Source organism: Paraburkholderia sp. 32 (assembly GCF_050435345.1).
Classification (GTDB): domain Bacteria; phylum Pseudomonadota; class Gammaproteobacteria; order Burkholderiales; family Burkholderiaceae; genus Paraburkholderia; species Paraburkholderia tuberum.
This window is the reverse complement of record NZ_JBNDKD010000003.1, coordinates 2,043,350-2,063,706: the sequence shown is the minus strand read 5'-3', so window position 1 is coordinate 2,063,706 and position 20,357 is coordinate 2,043,350. Positions and strand designations below refer to the sequence as shown.

The following is a 20,357-nucleotide window of genomic DNA, read 5'->3' as shown; positions in this document are numbered from 1 at the left end:
CAAAAGCAGCGACGGCCGCGCGCTCAGCGCGTCACGCGCAGTCGCAGTTCGTTCTGACCTTGCACGCTCGCGGTGACGTTCACGCGACGGGCGTCGGTGGTCACGACGAAATGCTGGCGCACGGGTGTGTTGACGTCATGCACGACGCGCGGAAAGCAGGCGGCGATGTCGGCGCCGAGTTCTTCGAGCGGATCGTTGATGACGCCGTCGGCTTGCCAGTGCGCGCGCCAGTGGCAGTCGTACGCGTGCGGGCTGGCGCGGCAAGCGTCCGTATTGGAGACGCCCGGCAGTTGCGCGGCGGTCTCGTTTGGCAGTCGCCGGAAATCGCTCGCATCGACGATGTGCGTGAGCGCCGCGCAGATATCGGCGGGTTGGTTCGGCTCGGTCGTTTGCGCGGCATCGACGGCGTTCGTGAGCAGCAGCGCCGCGCCGCAGGCGAGCGCGATGCGCGGGAGCAAAGACGGGAGCAAAGGTGAAACACGGCGAGCGAATGACATGGGCGAGGAGTCCGAAGAGCGGTTGCGATGAAAGACGTGACTGACATCAACGACGGCCGGCGCATGGCGCGGCCCGTACGACTATCGTCGCTGCTCGCCGGCATTTTCAAAGCGCGGAACAGCTTGCGCGCTCCGCAAATGCTTTCGAACTCTTCTCGTGTCTTTCCGGATGTTGCGCCCGGAGGTGCCGGCGCGCAGGCGAGGCTTAACCGAGCGTCAAGCCGCCATCGATGTGAATCACCTGGCCGGTGATGTGGCGTGCCGCGTCGGACAGCAGGAATGCGATCAGCGCGGCGACGTCGTCCGGTTCGGCAACATGACCGAGCGGCGTGGCTTCGGCGGCGTGCGCCCACACGGCCGCGTTGTCGGCGCTTGGGCCGCGATCCTTGCGCGTGTAGCCCGGCGCCACGCAATTGACGGTCACGCCGAGCGGCGCGAGCTCCGCGGCCGCCGTTTTCGCAAGCGCTTCGAGTGCCGCTTTCGCGGCCGCCGTCGCGGCGAATGGCGCATCCGCGCGATAGCGATGCGCGACGAACGAACTCAAGGCGACCACGCGACCGCGCTTCGATGTTTCGAGCGCGGGCATCGCGCGTCGCACGAGCGCGGCGAAGGCGGCTGGCATCGCGGCGAAGGCGGCGCCGAAGGCGTCGGGATCGAGCGCGGCCAGCGTTTGGCGCTGCGCATGGCCGGCGTTCGCGACCAGTTGATCGAGTGCGCCGAAGCTCGCGAGCGTCTGATGGATCACGTGCTCCGCCGCGCCGCGCTCGGCGAGGTCGCCGAACACGGTCGCGCAGCGTGCGCCGCTTGCCGTGCAGTCGGCGGCAACCTGCACGAGCCGTCGACGGGAGGCGTCGTCTGCGCCGCGCGCGTGCAGCATCAACGACGTATGCGGCGCCGCGAGGCGCCGTGCGAGCGCCGCACCGATGCCGGAACCGGCGCCGGTGATCAGCACGACGCGAGCGGCGGTGCCGTGCGCTTCGCTGACGTGAGCGCCGCTCGCGTCGCTCACGCCGCTACCGCTTCGACAGAACGCTCGACGTCGAGCGTTTCGTCATGGAACGCTGCGAGCGATTCGCGATGCGCGACGCTGACGATCGCAGCCTTCGGCAACCGCTCGGTGAACAGCCGATAGAGCCGCGCCTCGTTTTCCGCGTCGAGCGCGCTGGTCGCTTCGTCGAGGAACAGGTAGTCCGGCTTGTGCAGCAGCACGCGCGCGGCGGCGAAGCGCTGCTGCTCACCCGGCGACAGCACGCGAGTCCAGTGCGCCGTTTCCTGCAGACGGTCCGCGTATTCCGACAGATGGCAGGTGATGAGCGCGTCGCGGCATTCGTCGTCGCCATAGGTGTCCGCCGCCGACGGATACGCGAGCGCCGCCTTCAGCGTGCCGATCGGCATGTAGCTGATCTGCGGGATGAACATCATGCGCGCGTTGACCGGTGCGTCGATCGAGCCGTCGCCGAACGGCCACAGGCCCGCGAGCGCGCGCATCAGCGTGCTCTTGCCGGCGCCCGACGGACCGCGCACGAGCCAGCGCGAGCCCGGCCGGATCGCGATATCGCGGATGCGCGACAGTGGGTTGCCATTGGGCAGGGCGAGCTGGAGGCTGTCGGTGGTAAGCGTGTTGCTGTCGACGAAATGCAGATTGATGCCGCCATGTTCCGTGGCCGGCGACACCGATTCCTTCAGACGCGGCGAATGCACGACGCGCTTGAATTCGCGCAACCGGTTCACGGTCGCGCGCCATTCGACGAGGCTCGTATAACTGTTGATGAACCACGAGAACGAATCGCTGACCGTGCCGAACGCGCTCGAAATCTGCATCAGCACGCCGAACGTGAACGCGCCCGCGAAGTAGCGCGGCGAGGCGACGACGATCGGGAAAATGATCGCGATCTGGCCGTAGAAGCTCAGCACGAAGGTGAGGCGCTTCGTGTACTTCATCACCTGCCACCAGTTGTCGCGGATGCGGCCGAACAGCGTGCGCGCGTTCGTCTTCTCGGTTTCCATGCCGTTGTAGAACGCGATCTGCTCGGCGTTCTCACGCAGCCGGATCAAGCCGAAACGGAAATCGGCCTCGACTTTCTGCGCCTGATAGTTGATCGACACGAGCGGATGGCCGACCTTCTGCGTGACGAGCGAGCCGCCCACCGCATACAGCGCCGCGGCCCACACCATGTAGCCGGGGATCTGCAGCGGCATGCCGCCGAGCGAGATGCTCAACGCGCCCGCGAGCGACCACAGGATCGTGATGAACGACACGAGCGTGACGACGGTCGACAGCAGATCGAGCGTTAGCGACAGCGTGGTGGTCGCGAACGACTGCAGGTCGTCGCTGATCCGCTGGTCGGGGTTGTCGGCGAGACGGTCGCGCTCGATGCGGTAGAACGCGCTGTCGTCGAGCCACTCGTTCAGGTAGCGGGTGGTCAGCCACTGGCGCCAGCGGAAGCCGAGCATCTGGCGCAGATAGCGTCCATACACGGCGAGGATGATGAAACCGAACGCGAGTCCGGTAAAGATCATCAGCAGGTGCGGGAAGTCGTGGACGTTCTTCGCCTGCAGCGCGTTGTAGAAGTCCCTGCTCCAGCTATTCAGGCGCACGTTGATCCAGACGACGAGCAGGTTCATCACGATGATCGTGACGAGCAGCCCCCACGCGATGCCTCGTTCCTCGGAAACCCAGTAGGGCTTGATCAGGGTCCACGCGGAGACCTTTTCGTCGGGCGGCAGCGCGGGGCTGGCGGAAGTATGTGGTGTCATGAGCGTCCTGATGAAGTGCTGACCCGAAGTGCCATTCCGGCGTACGGGTCCGATCTGGTTGACCCATGTCGGGCGATCCCGCGAACAGCAGGCCTCTTTGCGAGGGCGTGGCTGCCGCGGGTCTGCGATACCTGGCCGGGCATCGCGCCATCACGCTCGATGAACGCGAGTCCGGACGGGCGCCCGATTCTGGCGTGACGCCCTTAAGCGAAAATTAATTTTCGGGGCCGGCATCCGCTGGGGTGCCGCCGCCACGCATGCGGCCACGAGCGCCGCGCGCACCGCGTTTTTGCGGCACTGGTCACGGCATTGTGCCAGAGCGCCGGGCCGCTTCGCACCGGCATCTCGATAGACGGTGCCAGATCAAAATTGGGGTGGCGACCGTGGAGCGCTGGTTTGCGGGCGCCGCGCCTTTTATGGTCTAATGACCTTCGACGAAACAGGGGTGCTTCGCCCACAGGCGGCATGACTTTCATGCCGGGGCGGCGAGGCTGAGAGAGACCCTTTGCACCCGATCCGGGTAATACCGGCGCGGGAAGTTTCCGGAAGCAACCGTCTTCCATTCCCCGCCGGGCGGCGAGCGCAGCTCACATGTGCACGTCGTGACCGGCCGGCTTCACCCGCCGGTTTCGTCCTGGGTACGTGCGTTTTTGGCCGTACGGAAAGGACTCGATGACCGCCTATTCTTCAGACATGCATTTTTCCGTTCGTCACGCCGCCTCGGGTGAGCCGTGCCGTTTTGGTTTTGCCCACCGCAGTCGAACGGAGCGCGCGCGATGAACCGTCCCGCCCGACCCGATTTCGCCGTGCTCGGCGGCGGCCTGTGCGGCCGCCTGGTCGCGTGGCGCCTCGCTGGCGACGGGCATCGCGTGGCGCTCTACGAGCGCGGCGATGCCACCGGTTCGCAGGCTGCCGCGTGGGTCGCCGCCGCGATGCTCGCGCCGCTGGCAGAGGCCGCGAGCGCCGAGCTGCTGATCACGCGGCTTGGCGCGAGTTCGCTCGAAAGCTGGCCGCGCGTGCTTGCCGAACTGCCGGAGCCGGTGTTTTTCCAGCGCAACGGCACGCTCGTCGTCTGGCATCACGCGGATCGCACCGAGGCGCCGCTATTCGAGCGGCGCGTGCGTGCGAACGCGCCGGCCGAGTTGCTCGACGGCGGCTTCGTCGCGTTGGCGGGCGCGCAGCTCGGCGCCGCCGAACCCGCGTTGGCCGGCCGCTTCAGCCAAGGCTGGCTGCTGCCGCGAGAAGGCCAGCTCGACAACCGCCAGGTGCTGTCCGCGCTCGCGGCCGGGCTTGCCGAGCGCGGCGTCGACACGCACTGGAACACGCCGATCGACGACGCGTCGCTGCCCGAGGCCGGCATCACCATCGATTGCCGCGGGCTCGGCGCGAAGCCGGTGCTGCCGACGCTGCGCGGCATCCGCGGCGAAGTTGCGCGCGTGCATGCGCCTCACCTGCAGCTGACGCGCCCGGTGCGGCTACTGCATCCGCGTTACCCGCTGTATATCGCGCCGAAGCAGAACGGCCTCTACGTGATCGGCGCGACCGAGGTGGAGGGCGAGGACATGTCGCCCGTCAGCGTGCGTTCGGCGCTCGAGTTGCTGAGCGCGGCGTTTTCGGTGCACCCGGGCTTCGGCGAGGCGCGCATTCTCGAGCTGAATTCGCAGTGCCGGCCGACCTTGCCCGATCATCGCCCCGCGCTGCTGTGGGACGGCGCGCGCACGCTGCGCGTGAACGGCCTGTACCGGCACGGCTACATGATCGCGCCCGAAGTCGCCGACGAAGCCGTGCGCTTCGCGAGCGCGCTGCTCGACGGCCGCGTCGGTGATGCCGACGCATTCGCCGGCTGGCGGCGCGACTCACGCTGGAGCGAGCTGTTCCAGCAGCATTTCGCGCGCGAGCCGGCCCGAGCGTAGCGGCCAACGTGCCGCGCGCGATGCCGCTTGCGCCATCGATTGAACCGTATTCGAACACCATGGACATTCATATCAATCAGAAGCCGTTGTCGCTGCCCGAGGGCGCGACTGTCGCCGATGCGCTCGCCGCCTTTGGCGCGCGTCCGCCGTTCGCTGTCGCGCTCAACGGCGATTTCGTCGCGCGTGCGCAGCATGCGGCGCGCGCGTTGCAAACGGGCGACCGGCTCGACGTCGTGCAGCCGGTCGCGGGCGGCTGAGCGCGACCGCGCCAGCCTCTCGCTTACCGAACGCAACAACCGTCGCCGAAAACCCATTGCCGCAACGCGGTCGGTTCTAGCCGCGAGGGCAAACCAGGATGATGCAAATGACTTCTCACGAGACCGCCGACGCGCTGACGCTATACGGTCAAACTTTTGCAAGCCGCGTGCTGCTCGGCACATCGCGCTATCCGTCGCTGCAATCGCTGTCCGACTCGATCGACGCCGCGCGCCCCGGCATGGTGACGGTCGCGCTGCGCCGTCAGATGAACGAGGGCCACGCCGAAGCCGGCTTCTTCGATCTGCTCAAGCGCCATGGCGTGCCGCTCTTGCCGAACACGGCGGGTTGCCTGAGCGTCGGTGAAGCGGTGACGACCGCGCACATGGCGCGCGAAATCTTCGAGACCGAGTGGATCAAGCTCGAACTGATCGGCGACGACTACACACTGCAGCCCGACCCGGTCGGCCTGATCGAAGCCGCCGCGCGGCTCGTCAAGGATGGCTTCAAGGTGCTGCCGTACTGCACCGAAGATCTGGTGATCGGCCGCCGTCTGCTCGACGCCGGCTGCGAGGCGCTGATGCCGTGGGGCGCGCCGATCGGCACCGGCAAGGGCGTGATCAATCCATACGGGCTGCGCGTGTTGCGCGAGCGGCTGCCGGACGTGCCGCTGATCGTCGACGCCGGGCTCGGCGTGCCGTCGCATGCGGCCCAGGTGATGGAGTGGGGCTTCGACGGCGTGCTGCTGAACACGGCCGTGTCGCAGGCGACGCACCCCGACGCGATGGCGCGCGCGTTCGCGCTGGGCGTCGAGGCGGGTCGGCAAGCGTATCTCGCGGGCCCGATGGCCGAGCGCGAGAGCGCGCACGCGAGCACGCCGGTGATCGGCATGCCGTTCTGGCATCAGGATGGAGGTGCCGCATGACTCAGTCGTTGACGCTGAAGGACCGCGATCTGTTCTGGCCGACGGCCGACGAACTCATCGAAGCCGCCGAGCGCATCCGCGCACGTCTCGGCGACTGGCCGCCGACGCACGCGCCGTGGCGCATCTGCCTGATCGCACCCGACGAACCGAACGGTGGCGACCTGATCGTAACCGCCGACGCACAGCAGCACGGCGAGCAGATCGCGCGCTGGCTGATGCGGGGTGCGGGCGTGATCGTCGCCGCGGAAAACCGCGCGACGCTGCATCTGGGCGGCGAGAAGTACGGCCTCGAAGGCCATCTGGCGGAAGACTGGATTCCCGCGCTTGCCGCGTTCCTCGACTGCGGTTTCGATCCGCACGACGCGCTGGTGCTCGCGCTCGCGTGGCGCGATGGCGACGAGACCCGCGCCGACGATGCTTTCCCGGCCGACCTCGCTCGCTTTCCGCGCCTTACCGACCTGCCGGCGGCACCCGCCAAGGCGTTCCCGCGCTGCCCGGCAAGGCTCGGCCTGTATCCGGTGTTGCCGACCGCGGACTGGGTCGAACGGGTGGTCGGCTTCGGCGTGAAGACGGTGCAGTTGCGCCGCAAGTCGGCCGAACCCGCCGACGAGCTGAAGCGCGAAATCGCGCGCTGCGTGGCGGCCGGCCGCGCGCACGACGCGCAGGTGTTCATCAACGATCACTGGCAGGCGGCGCTCGAGGCGGGCGCGTACGGCGTGCACCTCGGCCAGGAAGACGTGCATAGCGCGGATCTGTCCGCGCTGGCTGACGCGGGCATCCGCTTGGGGCTGTCCACTCATGGCTTCTACGAGATGCTGAAGGCGCTGCATTTCCGGCCGAGCTACATTGCATTGGGCGCCGTGTTCCCGACCACGACCAAGGTCATGCCGACCGCGCCGCAGGGCTTGCGCCGCCTCGCACGCTATGTGCGGCTGCTCGACGGCGTGGTGCCGCTCGTCGCGATCGGCGGGATCGATCTGCAGGTGCTGCCGGACGTGCTCGCGACCGGCGTTGGCTGCGCGGCCGTGGTGCGCGCGGTGACGGAAGCGGCCGACCCGGCCGCGGCCCTTTCTGCACTGCAACACACGTTTACGCAATAATCGTCAGGCATAGTCAAGGAACGGGGCACCTCACGGCAGCTTTTGCACGATGGCCCTATAATTCGGCCTTCCCTGTAAAAGGATTGTCAGTTTGGTGCCTTCCTATCCCGAGACCTTACTCGAGCTGCGCGACGTCGACTTCGGTTACGGCGACCGGCTCGTCCTGTCGAATCTGAATCTGCGCTTTCGTCGCGGTCAGGTCGTCGCGGTCATGGGCGGCTCGGGTTGCGGCAAGACCACGGTGCTGCGGCTGATCGGCGGCCTCGTGCGCGCCCAGCGCGGCCAGGTGCTGTTCCATGGCGAAGACATCGGCGAGCAGACGCGCGAAGGCCTTTACGCGCTGCGCCGCAAGATGGGCATGCTGTTCCAGTTCGGCGCGCTGTTCACCGACATGTCGGTGTTCGAAAACGTCGCCTTCTCGCTTCGCGAGCATACCGATCTCCCCGAAGAACTGCTGCGCGACCTCGTGCTGATGAAGCTCAACGCGGTCGGTCTGCGCGGCGCGCGCGACCTGCTGCCGTCCGAGATTTCCGGCGGCATGGCGCGACGCGTGGCGCTCGCGCGCGCAATCGCGCTCGACCCCGAACTGATGATGTACGACGAGCCGTTCGCCGGTCTCGACCCGATCTCGCTCGGCATCACCGCGAACCTGATCCGCACGCTGAACCGGGCGCTCGGCGCCACGTCGATTCTCGTCACGCATGACGTGCCGGAATCATTCGCGATCGCCGACTACGTGTACTTCCTGTCCAACGGCGGTGTGCTTGCCGAGGGCACGCCCGACGAACTGCGCGCGTCGACCGATCCGACCGTGCGGCAGTTCATCGACGGCGCGCCGGACGGCCCGTTCAGATTCCACTATCCGGCGCAGACGCCGCTCGCGGCGGACTTCGGCATCGGCGGAGGCCAGTCATGATCAGTACGATCGGTCGCTCGGTCATCACCGGGCTCGGCACCGCCGGCTACGCGACGCGCTTCTTCCTGCGGCTCGTGCTCGAATTTTTCCCGCTGCTGCGCCGCCCGCGTCTTGTCACGAAGCAGATCCACTTTGTCGGTAATTATTCGCTCGTGATCATCGCGGTGTCGGGGCTGTTCGTCGGCTTCGTGCTCGGGCTGCAGGGCTATTACACGCTGAACCGTTATGGCTCCGAGCAGGCGCTCGGGTTGCTGGTCGCGCTGTCGCTCGTGCGCGAGCTCGGGCCGGTCGTGACCGCGCTGCTGTTCGCCGGGCGCGCGGGCACGTCGCTGACCGCCGAAATCGGCCTGATGAAGGCGGGCGAGCAGCTCACCGCGATGGAAATGATGGCCGTCGATCCGGTCAAGGTCGTGATCGCGCCGCGCCTGTGGGCCGGCATCGTGTCGATGCCGATCCTCGCCGCGATCTTCAGCGCGGTCGGCGTTCTGGGCGGTTACGTGGTGGGCGTGCTGCTGATCGGCGTCGATGCCGGCGCGTTCTGGTCGCAGATGCAAAGCGGCGTCGACGTGTGGCGCGATGTCGGCGCCGGGGTCGTCAAGAGTGTGGTGTTCGGCCTCGCGGTGACCTTCGTCGCGCTGTTTCAGGGCTACGAGGCGAAGCCGACGCCGGAAGGCGTGTCGCGCGCGACGACCCGCACGGTCGTGTACGCGTCGCTCGCGGTGCTCGGGCTCGATTTCCTGCTGACCGCACTAATGTTCAGCTAAGACCGCGCAGCATGCCGGCTGCCGGCGGTGCATGATGCGCCGCGCACGGCGGAGGTGATGGCGGCGCGGCGGATTCACTTTGGGATGACGATGAAAAAGAATGTTCTCGACTTCTGGGTCGGCCTGTTCGTGGTGCTGGGTTTCGTGGCGTTGCTGTTTCTTGCGCTGAAGGCCGGCAATATGAGCTCGTTGTCGTTCCAGGCAACCTACCCGGTCAAGCTGAAGTTCGACAACATCGGCGGGCTGAAGCCACGCGCGCCGGTGAAGAGCGCCGGCGTGACGGTCGGCCGGGTCGCGTCGATCGGCTTCGACAGCAACACCTACCAGGCGCTCGTCACGATCGATATCGACAAGCAATATCAGTTTCCGAGGGACACTTCGGCGAAGATCCTGACCTCGGGTCTGCTCGGCGAGCAGTACATCGGGCTCGAGCCGGGGGGCGACTCGGAAATGCTGAAGGCCGGCGATACGATCTCGATGACGCAATCGGCGATCGTGCTGGAAAACCTGATCGGCCAGTTCCTGTATAGCAAGGCCGCGGATTCCGGCGCGGCGAAGCCCGCCGCATCCGCCCCTGCACCGGCGCCGGGCGCGCCGGCCTCCGGCGCTGCCGGCCAGTAAGGCCAACAAGGAGAACTAGATGCAGACGACACTGCAGACGGCGCGCAGCGGCGCGCGCGTCCTACAGTTCGGCAAGGTCGCCGTGGCGGCTGCGCTGCTCGCCGGTTGCACGACCGTGCATACGCCTACCAAGGGCGACCCGTTCGAAGGGCTGAACCGTACGATCTTCACCGTCAACGACAAGATCGACCAGTACGCGCTGAAGCCGGTTGCGCAGGGCTACGTTTGGGTCACGCCGCAGCCGGTTCGCGACAGCGTGACGAACTTTTTCTCGAACATCGGCGACGTCTATATTGCGGCGAACAACCTGCTGCAGCTGCGCATCGCCGACGGCGTGTCCGACATCATGCGGATCGTGATCAACACGTTGTTCGGCGTCGGCGGCCTGTTCGACGTCGCGACGCTCGCGAAGCTCCCGAAGCACGACAACGACCTCGGTCTGACGCTCGGCCACTACGGCGTGCCGGCGGGCCCCTATCTGGTGCTGCCGCTGTTCGGGCCGAGCACGGTGCGCGATGCGGTCGGCTCGCTCGGCAACTACTACGTGAACCCGATCAGCTACGTCGACCCGCCGGGCCTGAGCTGGGCGCTGTATGGCCTGAACATCGTCAACACGCGCGCGAACCTGCTCGGAGCGAGCAACCTGCTGGAAGGCGCGGCACTCGACAAATACTCGTTCGTGCGTAACGCGTATCTGCAGCGCCGGCAGTATCTGTTGTCGGATAACCGCCGGCGGCCGCAGGAACTGCCGAGCTACGACGAGGAAGCGCCGCTGCCGAAGTACGACGAAGGCGAGACGGGCGCGGCAGGTGTGCCGGCCAAGCCGGCTCCCGCATCCGGCGCGGCCGTGGGCACGCCGCAAGGCGCGTCGGCACCGGAGGCCGCGTCGGGCGCCGAAACACCGCCTCTCGACCTGAAAGGCGGCCCGGAGACGCAAGTTCCGGCCGCGTCAGTTGGTGCCGCCCACGCGCTTCAACTTCCCGTCCTTAAGATTGCATTGAACGTGCAGCCGTAACAGATCGATACGACTCTCGCAGTTTGCGCATGGATTGCCGTCGAACTCGCGTGATAAGGTCGATTCAAACTGTTGCATTATTTTTGAGGCAAAGCTCGATATGAAAAAATTCTTCCTGATTCCGTTGTTTGCCGCGTTGTTTTCGTTCATCAGCGCGGGCGCATCGGCGCAAACCGTCGACACCAGCTCGCCCGACGCGCTGATCAAGACCGTCACCCAGCAGGTGATGGACGCGATTCGGGGCGACAAGTCGATCCAGCAGGGCGACATCACGCACATCACGGCGCTCGTCAACGAAAAGATCCTGCCGTACACCGATTTCCGCCGCACCACCCAGCTCGCGATGGGCCGTAACTGGCGCACCGCGACGCCCGAACAGCAGAACCAGGTGGTCGAGCAGTTCAAGATGCTGCTGATCCGCACGTACGCGGGCGCGCTCGCGCAGGTGCGCGACCAGCAGATCCAGTACAAGCCGTTCCGCATGAATCCGGACGACACCGACACGGTGGTGCGCTCGGTCGTGATGAACAGCGGCCAGCCGATCGAACTCGACTACCGCCTGTACAAGACGGCGCAGGGCTGGCGCGTGTATGACATCAACGTGCTCGGCGCGTGGCTGATCCAGGCGTATCAGCAGCAGTTCAACGAGCAGATCCAGCAGAAGGGCGTGGACGGACTGATCCAGTTCCTCACGCAGCGCAATCAGCAACTCGCCGCGGGCAAGCAGTCGTGAGCGACGTGCTGAACCCGGTGGCGAACCGCTTCGACAGCGGCACGACGCTGACCCACGAGAGCGCGAAGGCCGCGCTCGCAGCGGGTCTGCAACGCATCGCGGCGGGTGCGGGCGGCGTCGATTGCGCGCCGCTCACGCAATTCGATTCGTCGGCGCTCGCCGTCCTGCTCGCGTGGGTGCGGGCCGCGGCGGCGCGCGGCGGCAAGTTCGAAATCGTCAATCTGCCGGCTGGGCTCGCCAGTCTCGCGCAGGCCTACGGCGTCGATACACTTCTCTCTTCTGGCGCCTCCAGCATGGTTGCGTCAGCGCGACATTGACGCTCCTCTAGCGTCGTCTCCCCCTTTCCGGCCAGGCCGGGGGTGTCAGTTTTTGCCCTATAATCAAACGTTTTTTTGGGGCGTCGAACTGGCCCCCTAATCGGCCCCGGTTCCCGTTACTTCCAGCATTTGCGCGTCCCCAAGCTCCATTGGGGCTACTTCAGGCGCCGCGACGCACGCGGCCCATAGTCATGTCAGCCATAGAAATTCGTAACGTCAAGAAGCGCTACAAGGACTTGCAGGCGCTCAAGGGCGTCAGCCTCACGGTCGAAGAAGGCGAGTTCTTCGGACTGCTCGGTCCGAACGGCGCGGGCAAGACGACGCTCATCAGCATACTCGCGGGTCTCGCGCGCGCCGACGAAGGCAGCATCGCGGTGCGCGGTCACGACGTCGTCGACGATTTCCGCAACGCGCGCCGCGCGCTCGGCGTGGTGCCGCAGGAGCTCGTGTTCGATCCGTTCTTCACGGTGCGCGAAACCTTGCGCATCCAGTCCGGCTACTACGGGCTGCGCAACAACGACGCGTGGATCGACGAGATCATGGCCAATCTCGATCTCACCGAAAAGGCCGATGCCAACATGCGCGCGCTGTCGGGCGGCATGAAGCGCCGCGTGCTGGTCGCGCAGGCGCTCGTGCACCGCCCGCCGGTGATCGTGCTCGACGAGCCGACCGCGGGTGTCGACGTCGAGTTGCGCCAGACGCTGTGGAAGTTCATCTCGCGCCTGAATCGCGAAGGCCACACGATCGTGCTGACCACGCACTATCTGGAAGAAGCCGAATCGTTGTGCGACCGCATCGCGATGCTGCGCCGTGGCGAGGTCGTCGCGCTCGATCGCACCAGCACACTGCTGCAGCGTTTCGCCGGCATGCAACTGTTCGTGCGCTTCGCGCAGGGCGTGCTGCCCGCCGAGCTGCGTCCGCTCGAGGCGGAAAGCGGCGCCGGCAACGGTAATGGCCGCCAGCATCTGCTGCGCCTGACGAGCTACGACGACGTCGAGCGCATCCTCGCGCAATGCCGCGCGGCCGGTTGTACATTCGAAGAAATCGAGGTCCGCAAGGCCGACCTCGAAGACGTATTCGTTCAGGTGATGAACGGTCCAGAAGTGATCGAGGGGCTTGCATGAGCGGGTACAGTGGATTTAGCACGCTGTTTTACAAAGAACTGCTGCGCTTCTGGAAGGTGTCTTTCCAGACCGTGCTCGCGCCGGTCATCACCGCGCTGCTTTACCTGACCATCTTCGGCCACGCGCTGCGCGGCCACGTGCAGGTCTATCCGGGCGTCGAATACACGAGCTTCCTGATTCCGGGCCTCGTGATGATGAGCGTGCTGCAGAACGCGTTCGCGAATAGTTCTTCGTCGCTGATTCAATCGAAGATCACCGGCAACCTCGTGTTCGTGCTGCTGCCGCCGCTGTCGCACCACGAGATGTTCGCGGCCTACGTGCTCGCGGCCGTGGCGCGCGGGCTGTGTGTCGGCTTCGGCGTGTTCATCGTGACGATCTGGTTCGTGCCGCTCGCCTTCACCGCGCCGCTCTACATCATCGTGTTCGCGATGTTCGGCTCGGCGATTCTCGGCACGCTGGGTCTGATCGCCGGCATTTGGGCCGAGAAGTTCGACCAGCTCGCCGCGTTCCAGAACTTTCTGATCATGCCGCTCACGTTCCTGTCGGGCGTGTTCTACTCGACGCATACGCTGCCGCCCGTATGGCGCGAAGTATCGCGGCTCAATCCGTTTTTCTACATGATCGACGGCTTTCGCTATGGTTTTTTCGGCGTGTCGGATATCGACCCGCTGGTGAGCCTCGCGATCGTCGCCGGTTTCTTCGTGGTGCTGGCCGCCGTGGCGATGCGCATGCTCGCTACCGGCTACAAGCTGCGCCACTGACGAGGAGCTTCTCTCATGTTGCCGACTCCCGAACAGGTCAAACAGTACATTGCAGCTGGACTCGCGTGCGAGCATCTCGAAGTCGAAGGCGACGGTCAGCATTTCTTTGCGACGATCGTCTCGCCGAACTTCGAAGGCAAGCGCCTGATCCAGCGTCACCAACTCGTGTATGCGGCGCTCGGCGACCGCATGCGCGAAGAAATCCACGCGCTCAGCATGAAGACGCTGACGCCCGCCGAATGGCAGAACGCGTAATCTGGAAACTTAGTGCGAATTACTCAGGAAGGGCGCGACACCGCTAGCGGCGCGCCGAACACAGACAAAGCAGGTCCGGACGCGAACCGGGCCGATCAGGAACCGACAGGCATGGATAAACTCATCATTGAAGGTGGCTACCCGCTCTCCGGTGAAGTTGTCGTCTCGGGTGCGAAAAACGCGGCATTGCCGATCCTGTGCGCGGCTCTGCTGAGCGCCGATCCGGTGCATCTGGAGAACGTGCCCGATCTGCAGGACGTGCGCACGATGCTCAAGCTGCTCGGCCAGATGGGCGTGCGGATCGAAGCCGGCGAAGGGCGCGTCGCGCTCGACGCGTCGAAGGTCGACAACCTCGTCGCGCCGTACGAAATGGTGAAGACGATGCGCGCGTCGATCCTCGTGCTCGGTCCGCTCGTCGCGCGCTTCGGTCATGCGCGCGTGTCGCTGCCGGGCGGCTGCGCGATCGGCGCGCGTCCGGTCGATCAGCACATCAAGGGTCTGCAGGCGATGGGCGCCGAGATCACGATCGAGCACGGCTTCATCGAAGCGCGCGCGAAGCGTCTGAAGGGCGCGCGCATCGTCACCGACATGATCACCGTGACCGGTACCGAGAACCTGCTGATGGCGGCGGTGCTCGCCGAAGGCGAGACGGTCATCGAGAACGCAGCGCGCGAACCCGAAGTGGTCGACCTCGCGCGTCTGCTCGTCGCGATGGGCGCGAAGATCGAAGGCATCGGCACCGACCGTCTGGTGATCCATGGCGTCGACAAGCTGCACGGTGCGAAGCACACGGTGATTCCGGACCGCATCGAAGCGGGCACTTTCCTGTGCGCGGTCGCGACGGCCGGCGGCGACGTCATGCTGCGCAAGATGCGTCCGCTGCTGCTCGAAGCCGTCACCGAAAAGCTGCGCGAAGCGGGCGTCACGGTCGAGGAAGGCGACGACTGGATGCGCGTGCGCATGGACAAGCGCCCGAGCGCGGTCACGTTCCGCACCTCCGAATACCCGGCGTTTCCGACCGACATGCAGGCGCAGTTCATGGCGCTCAACACGATCGCGGACGGTACGTCGCAAGTCGTGGAGACGATCTTCGAAAACCGTTTCATGCACGTCCAGGAGCTGAACCGCCTCGGCGCGAGCATCACGATCGACGGCAACACCGCGCTCGTAACCGGCGTCGAAAAACTGTCCGGCGCGAAGGTGATGGCCACCGATCTGCGCGCGTCCGCGAGTCTTGTGATCGCCGCGCTGCGCGCCGAGGGCGAGACGCTGATCGACCGCATCTATCACCTCGATCGCGGCTACGACCGCATGGAAGCGAAGCTCAATGCGATCGGCGCGAAGGTGCGCCGGGTTTCCGGGAGCGGGGCATGAGTTCGATGCCGCAAACGTCGTCGTCGCCGGCGGTCAGCGCGCCGCTCACGCTCGCGTTGTCGAAAGGGCGTATCTTCGAGGAAACGCTGCCGCTGCTCGCGGCGGCCGGCATCGAAGTAGCGGAAGATCCGGAGAGCTCGCGCAAGCTGATTCTGCCGACCACCGACCCGAACCTGCGCGTGATCGTCGTGCGCGCGACCGACGTGCCGACCTATGTCGAGTACGGCGCGGCCGACTTCGGCGTGGCCGGCAAGGACGTGCTGCTCGAGCATGGCGGCAGCGGCCTGTATCAGCCGGTGGATCTGGACATCGCGCGTTGCCGCATGTCGGTCGCGGTCGCGGCCGGTTTCGATTATGCGAACGCGGTGCGCCAGGGCGCGCGTCTGCGGGTCGCTACCAAGTATGTTGAAACCGCTCGTGAGCATTTTGCCGCCAAGGGCGTTCACGTCGATCTGATCAAGCTGTACGGTTCGATGGAACTCGCTCCGCTGGTTGGTCTCGCCGACGCGATCGTCGACCTGGTCAGCTCGGGCAATACGCTGCGCGCGAACAATCTGGTCGAGGTGGAGGAGATCATGCAGATTTCGTCGCGTCTCGTCGTGAACCAGGCAGCGCTGAAGCTCAAACGCGCCGCGTTGCGGCCGATTCTCGACGCGTTTGCCAATGCTTCGTCGAAAACCGCCGCCCCGGCGGCCTGACTGACGATGGCAATGTGACGTTGCACTGATAGCGCGCCTTACCGAAACGGATACCTGTATGTCTACCAAGATTCGCAAACTCGATTCCACCGCTCGCGACTTCCACAAGTCGCTGCATGCGGTGCTAGCGTTCGAGGCGAGCGAAGACGAAGCCATCGAGCGCGCGGTCGCGCAGATTCTGAACGACGTGAAGGCGCGCGGCGACGAGGCGGTGCTCGAGTACACGAATCGCTTCGATCGCGTCGATGCGAAAAGCGTGGCCGAGCTCGAACTGCCGATGGCCGAACTCGAGGCGGCGCTCGAAAGTCTCGAGCCGAAGCGGCGCGCGTCGCTCGAAGCGGCGGCGGCACGCGTGCGCGGCTATCACGAGAAGCAGAAGATCGAGTGCGGCAGCCATAGCTGGCAGTACACCGAAGCGGACGGCACCGTGCTCGGCCAGAAGGTCACGCCGCTCGATCGCGCGGGGATCTACGTGCCGGGTGGCAAGGCCGCGTATCCGTCGTCGGTGCTGATGAACGCGATACCGGCGCGGGTGGCCGGCGTGCGCGAAATCGTGATGGTCGTGCCGACGCCGGACGGCGTGAAGAATCCGCTCGTGCTCGCGGCGGCTCTGCTGGGTGGCGTCGATCGCGTGTTCACGATCGGCGGCGCGCAGGCGGTAGCTGCGCTCGCGTACGGCACGCAGACTGTGCCCGCGGTCGACAAGATCTGCGGCCCCGGCAACGCGTACGTCGCGTCGGCGAAGCGTCGCGTGTTCGGCACGGTCGGCATCGACATGATCGCCGGGCCGTCGGAAATCCTCGTGTTGTGCGACGGCACGACCGACCCGCGCTGGGTCGCGATGGACCTGTTTTCGCAAGCCGAGCACGACGAGCTCGCGCAGTCGATCCTGCTGTGCCCCAACGACGCGTTCATCGCGCGCGTGCAGGAAGCGATCGACGAACTGCTGCCCACCCTGCCGCGCCGCGAAGTGATCCGCACGTCGCTCGAAAACCGCGGCGCGCTGATCAAGGTGCGCGACATGGCCGAGGCCTGCGCGATCGCCAACGACATCGCGCCGGAGCACCTTGAAATTTCGGCGCTGGAGCCGCATCAGTGGGCGCAGCAGATCCGTCACGCAGGCGCGATCTTCCTTGGCCGTTACACGAGCGAGAGCCTCGGCGACTACTGCGCGGGCCCGAATCATGTGCTGCCGACGTCGCGTACCGCACGGTTTTCGTCGCCGCTCGGCGTCTATGATTTCTTCAAGCGTTCGAGCCTGATCGAGGTCAGTGCGGAAGGTGCGCAGACGCTCGGCGAGATTGCCGCGGAACTGGCATACGGCGAAGGTCTGCAAGCGCACGCACGCAGCGCCGAATACCGGATGCGGCAGAACACCAACGAACGCGGCTGAGGCGGAGCGCTGATCGCGCTGGCGCGCGGCGGAACTCAAGCAGGCGTAAGCGGGAGCAGGAGAAGCGGCGAGGGCGGCAACCGCCGCCGCATCGACCGGCTTCCATGTTTTCCGGCTTCCACCCGCTCGAGCGACGGCTCGAGCCCACCCGCCCCATTCAATAACGACGACAGAGACCAACCCGAGCGCCCCATGCCGACGACGCCGACCCGGCGTCTTTCGCACGGCCCGGCCCCCGAACCTATGACGACACCTCAAGACATCATCCGCAGCGACGTGCTCGCAATGACGAGCTATCCGGTTCCCGACGCCACCGGCTTCATCAAGCTCGACGCGATGGAAAACCCGTTTCCGCTGCCGCCGGAACTTGCCGCGCATCTCGGCGAGCGTCTGGCCGGCGTCGCGTTGAACCGTTATCCGGCGCCGCGCCCCGAGCAGTTGATCGAGCGCATTCGTCACGTGATGGGCGTGCCGGCGGGGTGCGACGTGCTGCTCGGCAATGGCTCGGATGAAATCATCAGCATCATGTCGGTCGCGTGCGCGAAGCCGGGCGCGAAGGTGCTCGCCCCGGTGCCGGGCTTCGTCATGTATCAGATGTCGGCGAAGCTGGCGAATCTCGAATTCGTCGGCGTGCCGCTCAAAGCCGACTTCACGCTCGATACCGACGCGATGCTCGCGGCGATCGCCGAGCATGAACCGGCGATCATCTATCTCGCGTATCCGAACAACCCGACCGGCACGCTGTTCGATGACGCCGAAATCGAGCGCGTCATCGCCGCGGCGGGCAAGAGCCTCGTCGTGATCGACGAGGCGTATCAGCCGTTCGCGCAGAAGAGCTGGCTGCCGCGCGCCGACCAGTTCGACAACGTCGTCGTGATGCGCACGGTGTCGAAGCTGGGCCTCGCCGGCATTCGCCTCGGTTACCTGGTCGGCAAGCCCGCGTGGCTGACCGAGTTCGACAAGGTCCGCCCGCCGTACAACACCAACGTGCTGACGCAGGCCGCCGCTGATTTCCTGCTCGACCACATCGGCGTGCTCGATGCGCAGGCCGCGCAATTGCGCGACGAACGCGAGAAACTCGCGCAGGCGGTGGCCGCGCTGCCGGGCGCCGAAGTGTTCACTAGCGCGGGCAACTTCCTGCTCGTGCGGGTGCCCGATGCGTCGGTATTGTTCGAAACCCTGCTAACGGCGCGGATTCTGATCAAAAACGTGAGTAAAATGCATCCATTGCTGGCCAATTGCGTGCGTTTGACCGTCGGTTCGCCGAACGAGAACGCCCAGTTGCTCGCCGGCCTGAAACTCGTGTTGCGGTAACCCGCCGCGTTGAACGGCTGCACTGAGCAGCCCGCCAGTTTGTCCATCCCACATTACTAGCGCTTTTAAGCCAGATTCGAGGAATTGCCATGCGCCTTGCGGAAGTCGTTCGCAACACCAGCGAAACGCAGATCCGTGTGAAGATCAACCTGGACGGCACCGGCCAGCAGAAGCTGGCCACCGGTGTGCCGTTCCTGGACCACATGCTCGACCAGATCGCCCGCCACGGGTTGTTCGACCTCGAGATCGAAGCGCATGGCGACCTGCATATCGACGATCATCACACGGTCGAAGACACCGGCATCACGCTCGGCCAGGCCGTCGCGAAGGCGATCGGCGATCGCAAGGGCATCCGCCGCTACGGCCATTCCTACGTGCCGCTCGACGAAGCGCTGTCGCGCGTCGTGATCGATTTTTCCGGCCGTCCGGGCCTCGAATTTCACGTGCCGTTCACGCGCGCGCGCATCGGCACGTTCGACGTCGACCTGTCGATCGAATTCTTCCGCGGCTTCGTGAACCATGCCGGCGTGACGCTGCACATCGACAACCTGCGTGGCATCAACGCGCACCATCAGCTCGAAACGGTGTTCAAGGCATTCGGGCGTGCGCTGCGCATGGCCGTCGAACTCGACGAGCGCGCGGCCGGACAGATTCCGTCGACCAAGGGCAGCCTCTAACGTAACGGCCGTAGCAGGCCTTAACACGGGTTTCACCGCCTCCAACGTCTTCAGGCCACTCACCTTCAGGCGATTCATCGGGCAGGACCGCATTTGCCGGCACGTCGTTTGACGCCGCGCGGCGGCATCGATGGATCGAGGGCAGAGCGGCCAAACTTGAAATGAAAACTTCGATAGCGATTGTGGATTACGGAATGGGCAACCTGCGCTCGGTTGCCCAGGCACTGCGTAAAGCGGCGCCGGAAGCGGAGGTGGCGATCGTCGATCGTCCGGAAGCGATCCGCTCGGCCGACCGCGTGGTGCTGCCGGGCCAGGGTGCGATGCCCGACTGCATGCGCAGTCTCGGCGCGTCCGGTTTGCAGGAAGCGGTCGTCGAGGCGTCGCGCAGCAAGCCGCTGATGGGCGTGTGCGTCGGCGAGCAGATGCTGTTCGACTGGAGCGCCGAGGGCGACACGCCGGGTCTGGGTCTGTTGCCCGGCAAGGCGGTGCGCTTCGAGCTCGAAGGCCAGGTGCAGGACGACGGCTCGCGCTTCAAGGTCCCGCAGATGGGCTGGAACCGCGTGCGTCAGGCGCAGCCGCATCCGCTGTGGGACGGTGTCGCCGACAACGCGTTCTTCTACTTCGTGCACAGCTACTACGTGGTTCCGGACAACCCGGCGCATACGTCGGGCGAAACGGTCTACGGCGTGCCCTTTACCTCGGCGGTAGCGCGGGATAACATCTTTGCCACCCAATTCCACCCTGAAAAGAGCGCCGAGGCGGGTTTGCGCGTGTATCGCAACTTCGTGCACTGGAACCCGTGAACGCCTTTTTTCATCCCGTTGCCGCGCGCGCGTCGCGCGGTGCCGCGGTCCCGCATCCGACCGGCGCCCCACTGGAGCGCCGAACGAGTTGTACTAAACTAGCGAGACGGTATTGCGGCGGGCTGACTCGCCAGCCGCTGCCGCC

Annotated in this window: 21 protein-coding genes, 1 pseudogene and 1 riboswitch; of the genes and pseudogenes, 19 read left to right on the top strand and 3 right to left on the bottom strand. The window is 65.8% G+C overall.

Translation table 11 applies throughout. The features are described from left to right. Positions 1–23 precede the first annotated feature (23 nt). The 3 genes from OKW26_RS32295 to OKW26_RS32285 all read right to left on the bottom strand — a co-directional run bounded on the left by OKW26_RS32295 (position 24) and on the right by OKW26_RS32285 (position 3,254). The gene (locus tag OKW26_RS32295; protein ID WP_429356241.1) at positions 24–497 is read right to left on the bottom strand and encodes a hypothetical protein; all 474 of its coding nucleotides are present in this window, start codon (positions 495–497) and stop codon (positions 24–26) included. A 205-nt stretch (positions 498–702) separates the two neighbouring features. Next, entirely contained in the window at positions 703–1,506 is an 804-nt protein-coding gene (locus OKW26_RS32290) for an SDR family NAD(P)-dependent oxidoreductase (protein ID WP_429356240.1), read from the bottom strand. Then, positions 1,503–3,254: an ABC transporter ATP-binding protein/permease gene (locus OKW26_RS32285; RefSeq protein ID WP_184065552.1), complete on the bottom strand. Its 1,752-nt coding sequence runs from the start codon at positions 3,252–3,254 to the stop codon at positions 1,503–1,505. The genes OKW26_RS32290 and OKW26_RS32285 overlap by 4 nt, the downstream gene beginning before the upstream one ends. A 431-nt stretch (positions 3,255–3,685) precedes the next feature. Continuing rightward, positions 3,686–3,809, top strand: a riboswitch (TPP riboswitch). A gap of 221 nt (positions 3,810–4,030) precedes the next feature. Between OKW26_RS32285 and OKW26_RS32280 the strand changes: the two genes are divergently transcribed. The 19 genes and pseudogenes from OKW26_RS32280 to hisH all read left to right on the top strand — a co-directional run bounded on the left by OKW26_RS32280 (position 4,031) and on the right by hisH (position 20,212). Beyond that, positions 4,031–5,167, top strand: coding sequence for an FAD-dependent oxidoreductase (locus OKW26_RS32280; protein WP_090802108.1), 1,137 nt, complete (start codon positions 4,031–4,033; stop codon positions 5,165–5,167). A 59-nt stretch (positions 5,168–5,226) separates the two neighbouring features. After that, positions 5,227–5,424: a sulfur carrier protein ThiS gene (gene thiS, locus OKW26_RS32275; protein WP_026225709.1), complete on the top strand. Its 198-nt coding sequence runs from the start codon at positions 5,227–5,229 to the stop codon at positions 5,422–5,424. A 107-nt stretch (positions 5,425–5,531) separates the two neighbouring features. Then, the gene (locus OKW26_RS32270; RefSeq protein ID WP_184052290.1) at positions 5,532–6,347 is read left to right on the top strand and encodes a thiazole synthase; all 816 of its coding nucleotides are present in this window, start codon (positions 5,532–5,534) and stop codon (positions 6,345–6,347) included. Continuing rightward, positions 6,344–7,447, top strand: coding sequence for a thiamine phosphate synthase (thiE, locus tag OKW26_RS32265; protein ID WP_429356239.1), 1,104 nt, complete (start codon positions 6,344–6,346; stop codon positions 7,445–7,447). The genes OKW26_RS32270 and thiE overlap by 4 nt, the downstream gene beginning before the upstream one ends. Positions 7,448–7,538: 91 nt before the next feature. Beyond that, positions 7,539–8,363, top strand: a complete 825-nt coding sequence (locus OKW26_RS32260) for an ABC transporter ATP-binding protein (protein ID WP_018420056.1) — start codon at positions 7,539–7,541, stop codon at positions 8,361–8,363. After that, entirely contained in the window at positions 8,360–9,127 is a 768-nt protein-coding gene (gene mlaE, locus OKW26_RS32255) for a lipid asymmetry maintenance ABC transporter permease subunit MlaE (RefSeq protein ID WP_018420057.1), read from the top strand. Before OKW26_RS32260 ends, mlaE begins: the two co-directional genes overlap by 4 nt. A 90-nt stretch (positions 9,128–9,217) precedes the next feature. Next, positions 9,218–9,748: an outer membrane lipid asymmetry maintenance protein MlaD gene (gene mlaD, locus OKW26_RS32250; protein ID WP_187612918.1), complete on the top strand. Its 531-nt coding sequence runs from the start codon at positions 9,218–9,220 to the stop codon at positions 9,746–9,748. 19 nt (positions 9,749–9,767) lie between these two features. Beyond that, positions 9,768–10,749, top strand: a pseudogene (locus tag OKW26_RS32245) (MlaA family lipoprotein). 114 nt (positions 10,750–10,863) lie between these two features. Then, a complete protein-coding gene (locus tag OKW26_RS32240) occupies positions 10,864–11,496 on the top strand; it encodes an MlaC/ttg2D family ABC transporter substrate-binding protein (RefSeq protein WP_429356238.1) in 633 nt (210 codons plus the stop codon). Next, positions 11,493–11,813 (top strand): STAS domain-containing protein, encoded by a 321-nt coding sequence (locus tag OKW26_RS32235; protein ID WP_184065569.1) that lies wholly within the window; start codon positions 11,493–11,495, stop codon positions 11,811–11,813. The genes OKW26_RS32240 and OKW26_RS32235 overlap by 4 nt, the downstream gene beginning before the upstream one ends. 191 nt (positions 11,814–12,004) lie before the next feature. Beyond that, positions 12,005–12,937 (top strand): ABC transporter ATP-binding protein, encoded by a 933-nt coding sequence (locus OKW26_RS32230; RefSeq protein ID WP_090802100.1) that lies wholly within the window; start codon positions 12,005–12,007, stop codon positions 12,935–12,937. Next, positions 12,934–13,698, top strand: coding sequence for an ABC transporter permease (locus OKW26_RS32225; protein WP_184052306.1), 765 nt, complete (start codon positions 12,934–12,936; stop codon positions 13,696–13,698). The genes OKW26_RS32230 and OKW26_RS32225 overlap by 4 nt, the downstream gene beginning before the upstream one ends. A 15-nt stretch (positions 13,699–13,713) precedes the next feature. After that, a complete protein-coding gene (locus OKW26_RS32220; protein WP_008918725.1) occupies positions 13,714–13,953 on the top strand; it encodes a BolA family protein in 240 nt (79 codons plus the stop codon). Positions 13,954–14,064: 111 nt separating this feature from the next. Next, complete coding sequence (gene murA, locus OKW26_RS32215) at positions 14,065–15,327, top strand: UDP-N-acetylglucosamine 1-carboxyvinyltransferase (protein WP_090802097.1); 1,263 nt, start codon at positions 14,065–14,067, stop codon at positions 15,325–15,327. After that, positions 15,324–16,025, top strand: a complete 702-nt coding sequence (hisG, locus tag OKW26_RS32210) for an ATP phosphoribosyltransferase (RefSeq protein WP_090802096.1) — start codon at positions 15,324–15,326, stop codon at positions 16,023–16,025. Before murA ends, hisG begins: the two co-directional genes overlap by 4 nt. Positions 16,026–16,083: 58 nt before the next feature. Further along, positions 16,084–17,418, top strand: a complete 1,335-nt coding sequence (hisD, locus tag OKW26_RS32205; protein ID WP_429356237.1) for a histidinol dehydrogenase — start codon at positions 16,084–16,086, stop codon at positions 17,416–17,418. A gap of 243 nt (positions 17,419–17,661) precedes the next feature. Beyond that, positions 17,662–18,732: a histidinol-phosphate transaminase gene (gene hisC, locus OKW26_RS32200; RefSeq protein ID WP_187612910.1), complete on the top strand. Its 1,071-nt coding sequence runs from the start codon at positions 17,662–17,664 to the stop codon at positions 18,730–18,732. Positions 18,733–18,821: 89 nt separating this feature from the next. Beyond that, positions 18,822–19,409: an imidazoleglycerol-phosphate dehydratase HisB gene (gene hisB, locus OKW26_RS32195; protein ID WP_013090696.1), complete on the top strand. Its 588-nt coding sequence runs from the start codon at positions 18,822–18,824 to the stop codon at positions 19,407–19,409. A gap of 161 nt (positions 19,410–19,570) precedes the next feature. Beyond that, positions 19,571–20,212, top strand: a complete 642-nt coding sequence (gene hisH, locus OKW26_RS32190; RefSeq protein ID WP_429356236.1) for an imidazole glycerol phosphate synthase subunit HisH — start codon at positions 19,571–19,573, stop codon at positions 20,210–20,212. Positions 20,213–20,357: the final 145 nt, after the last annotated feature.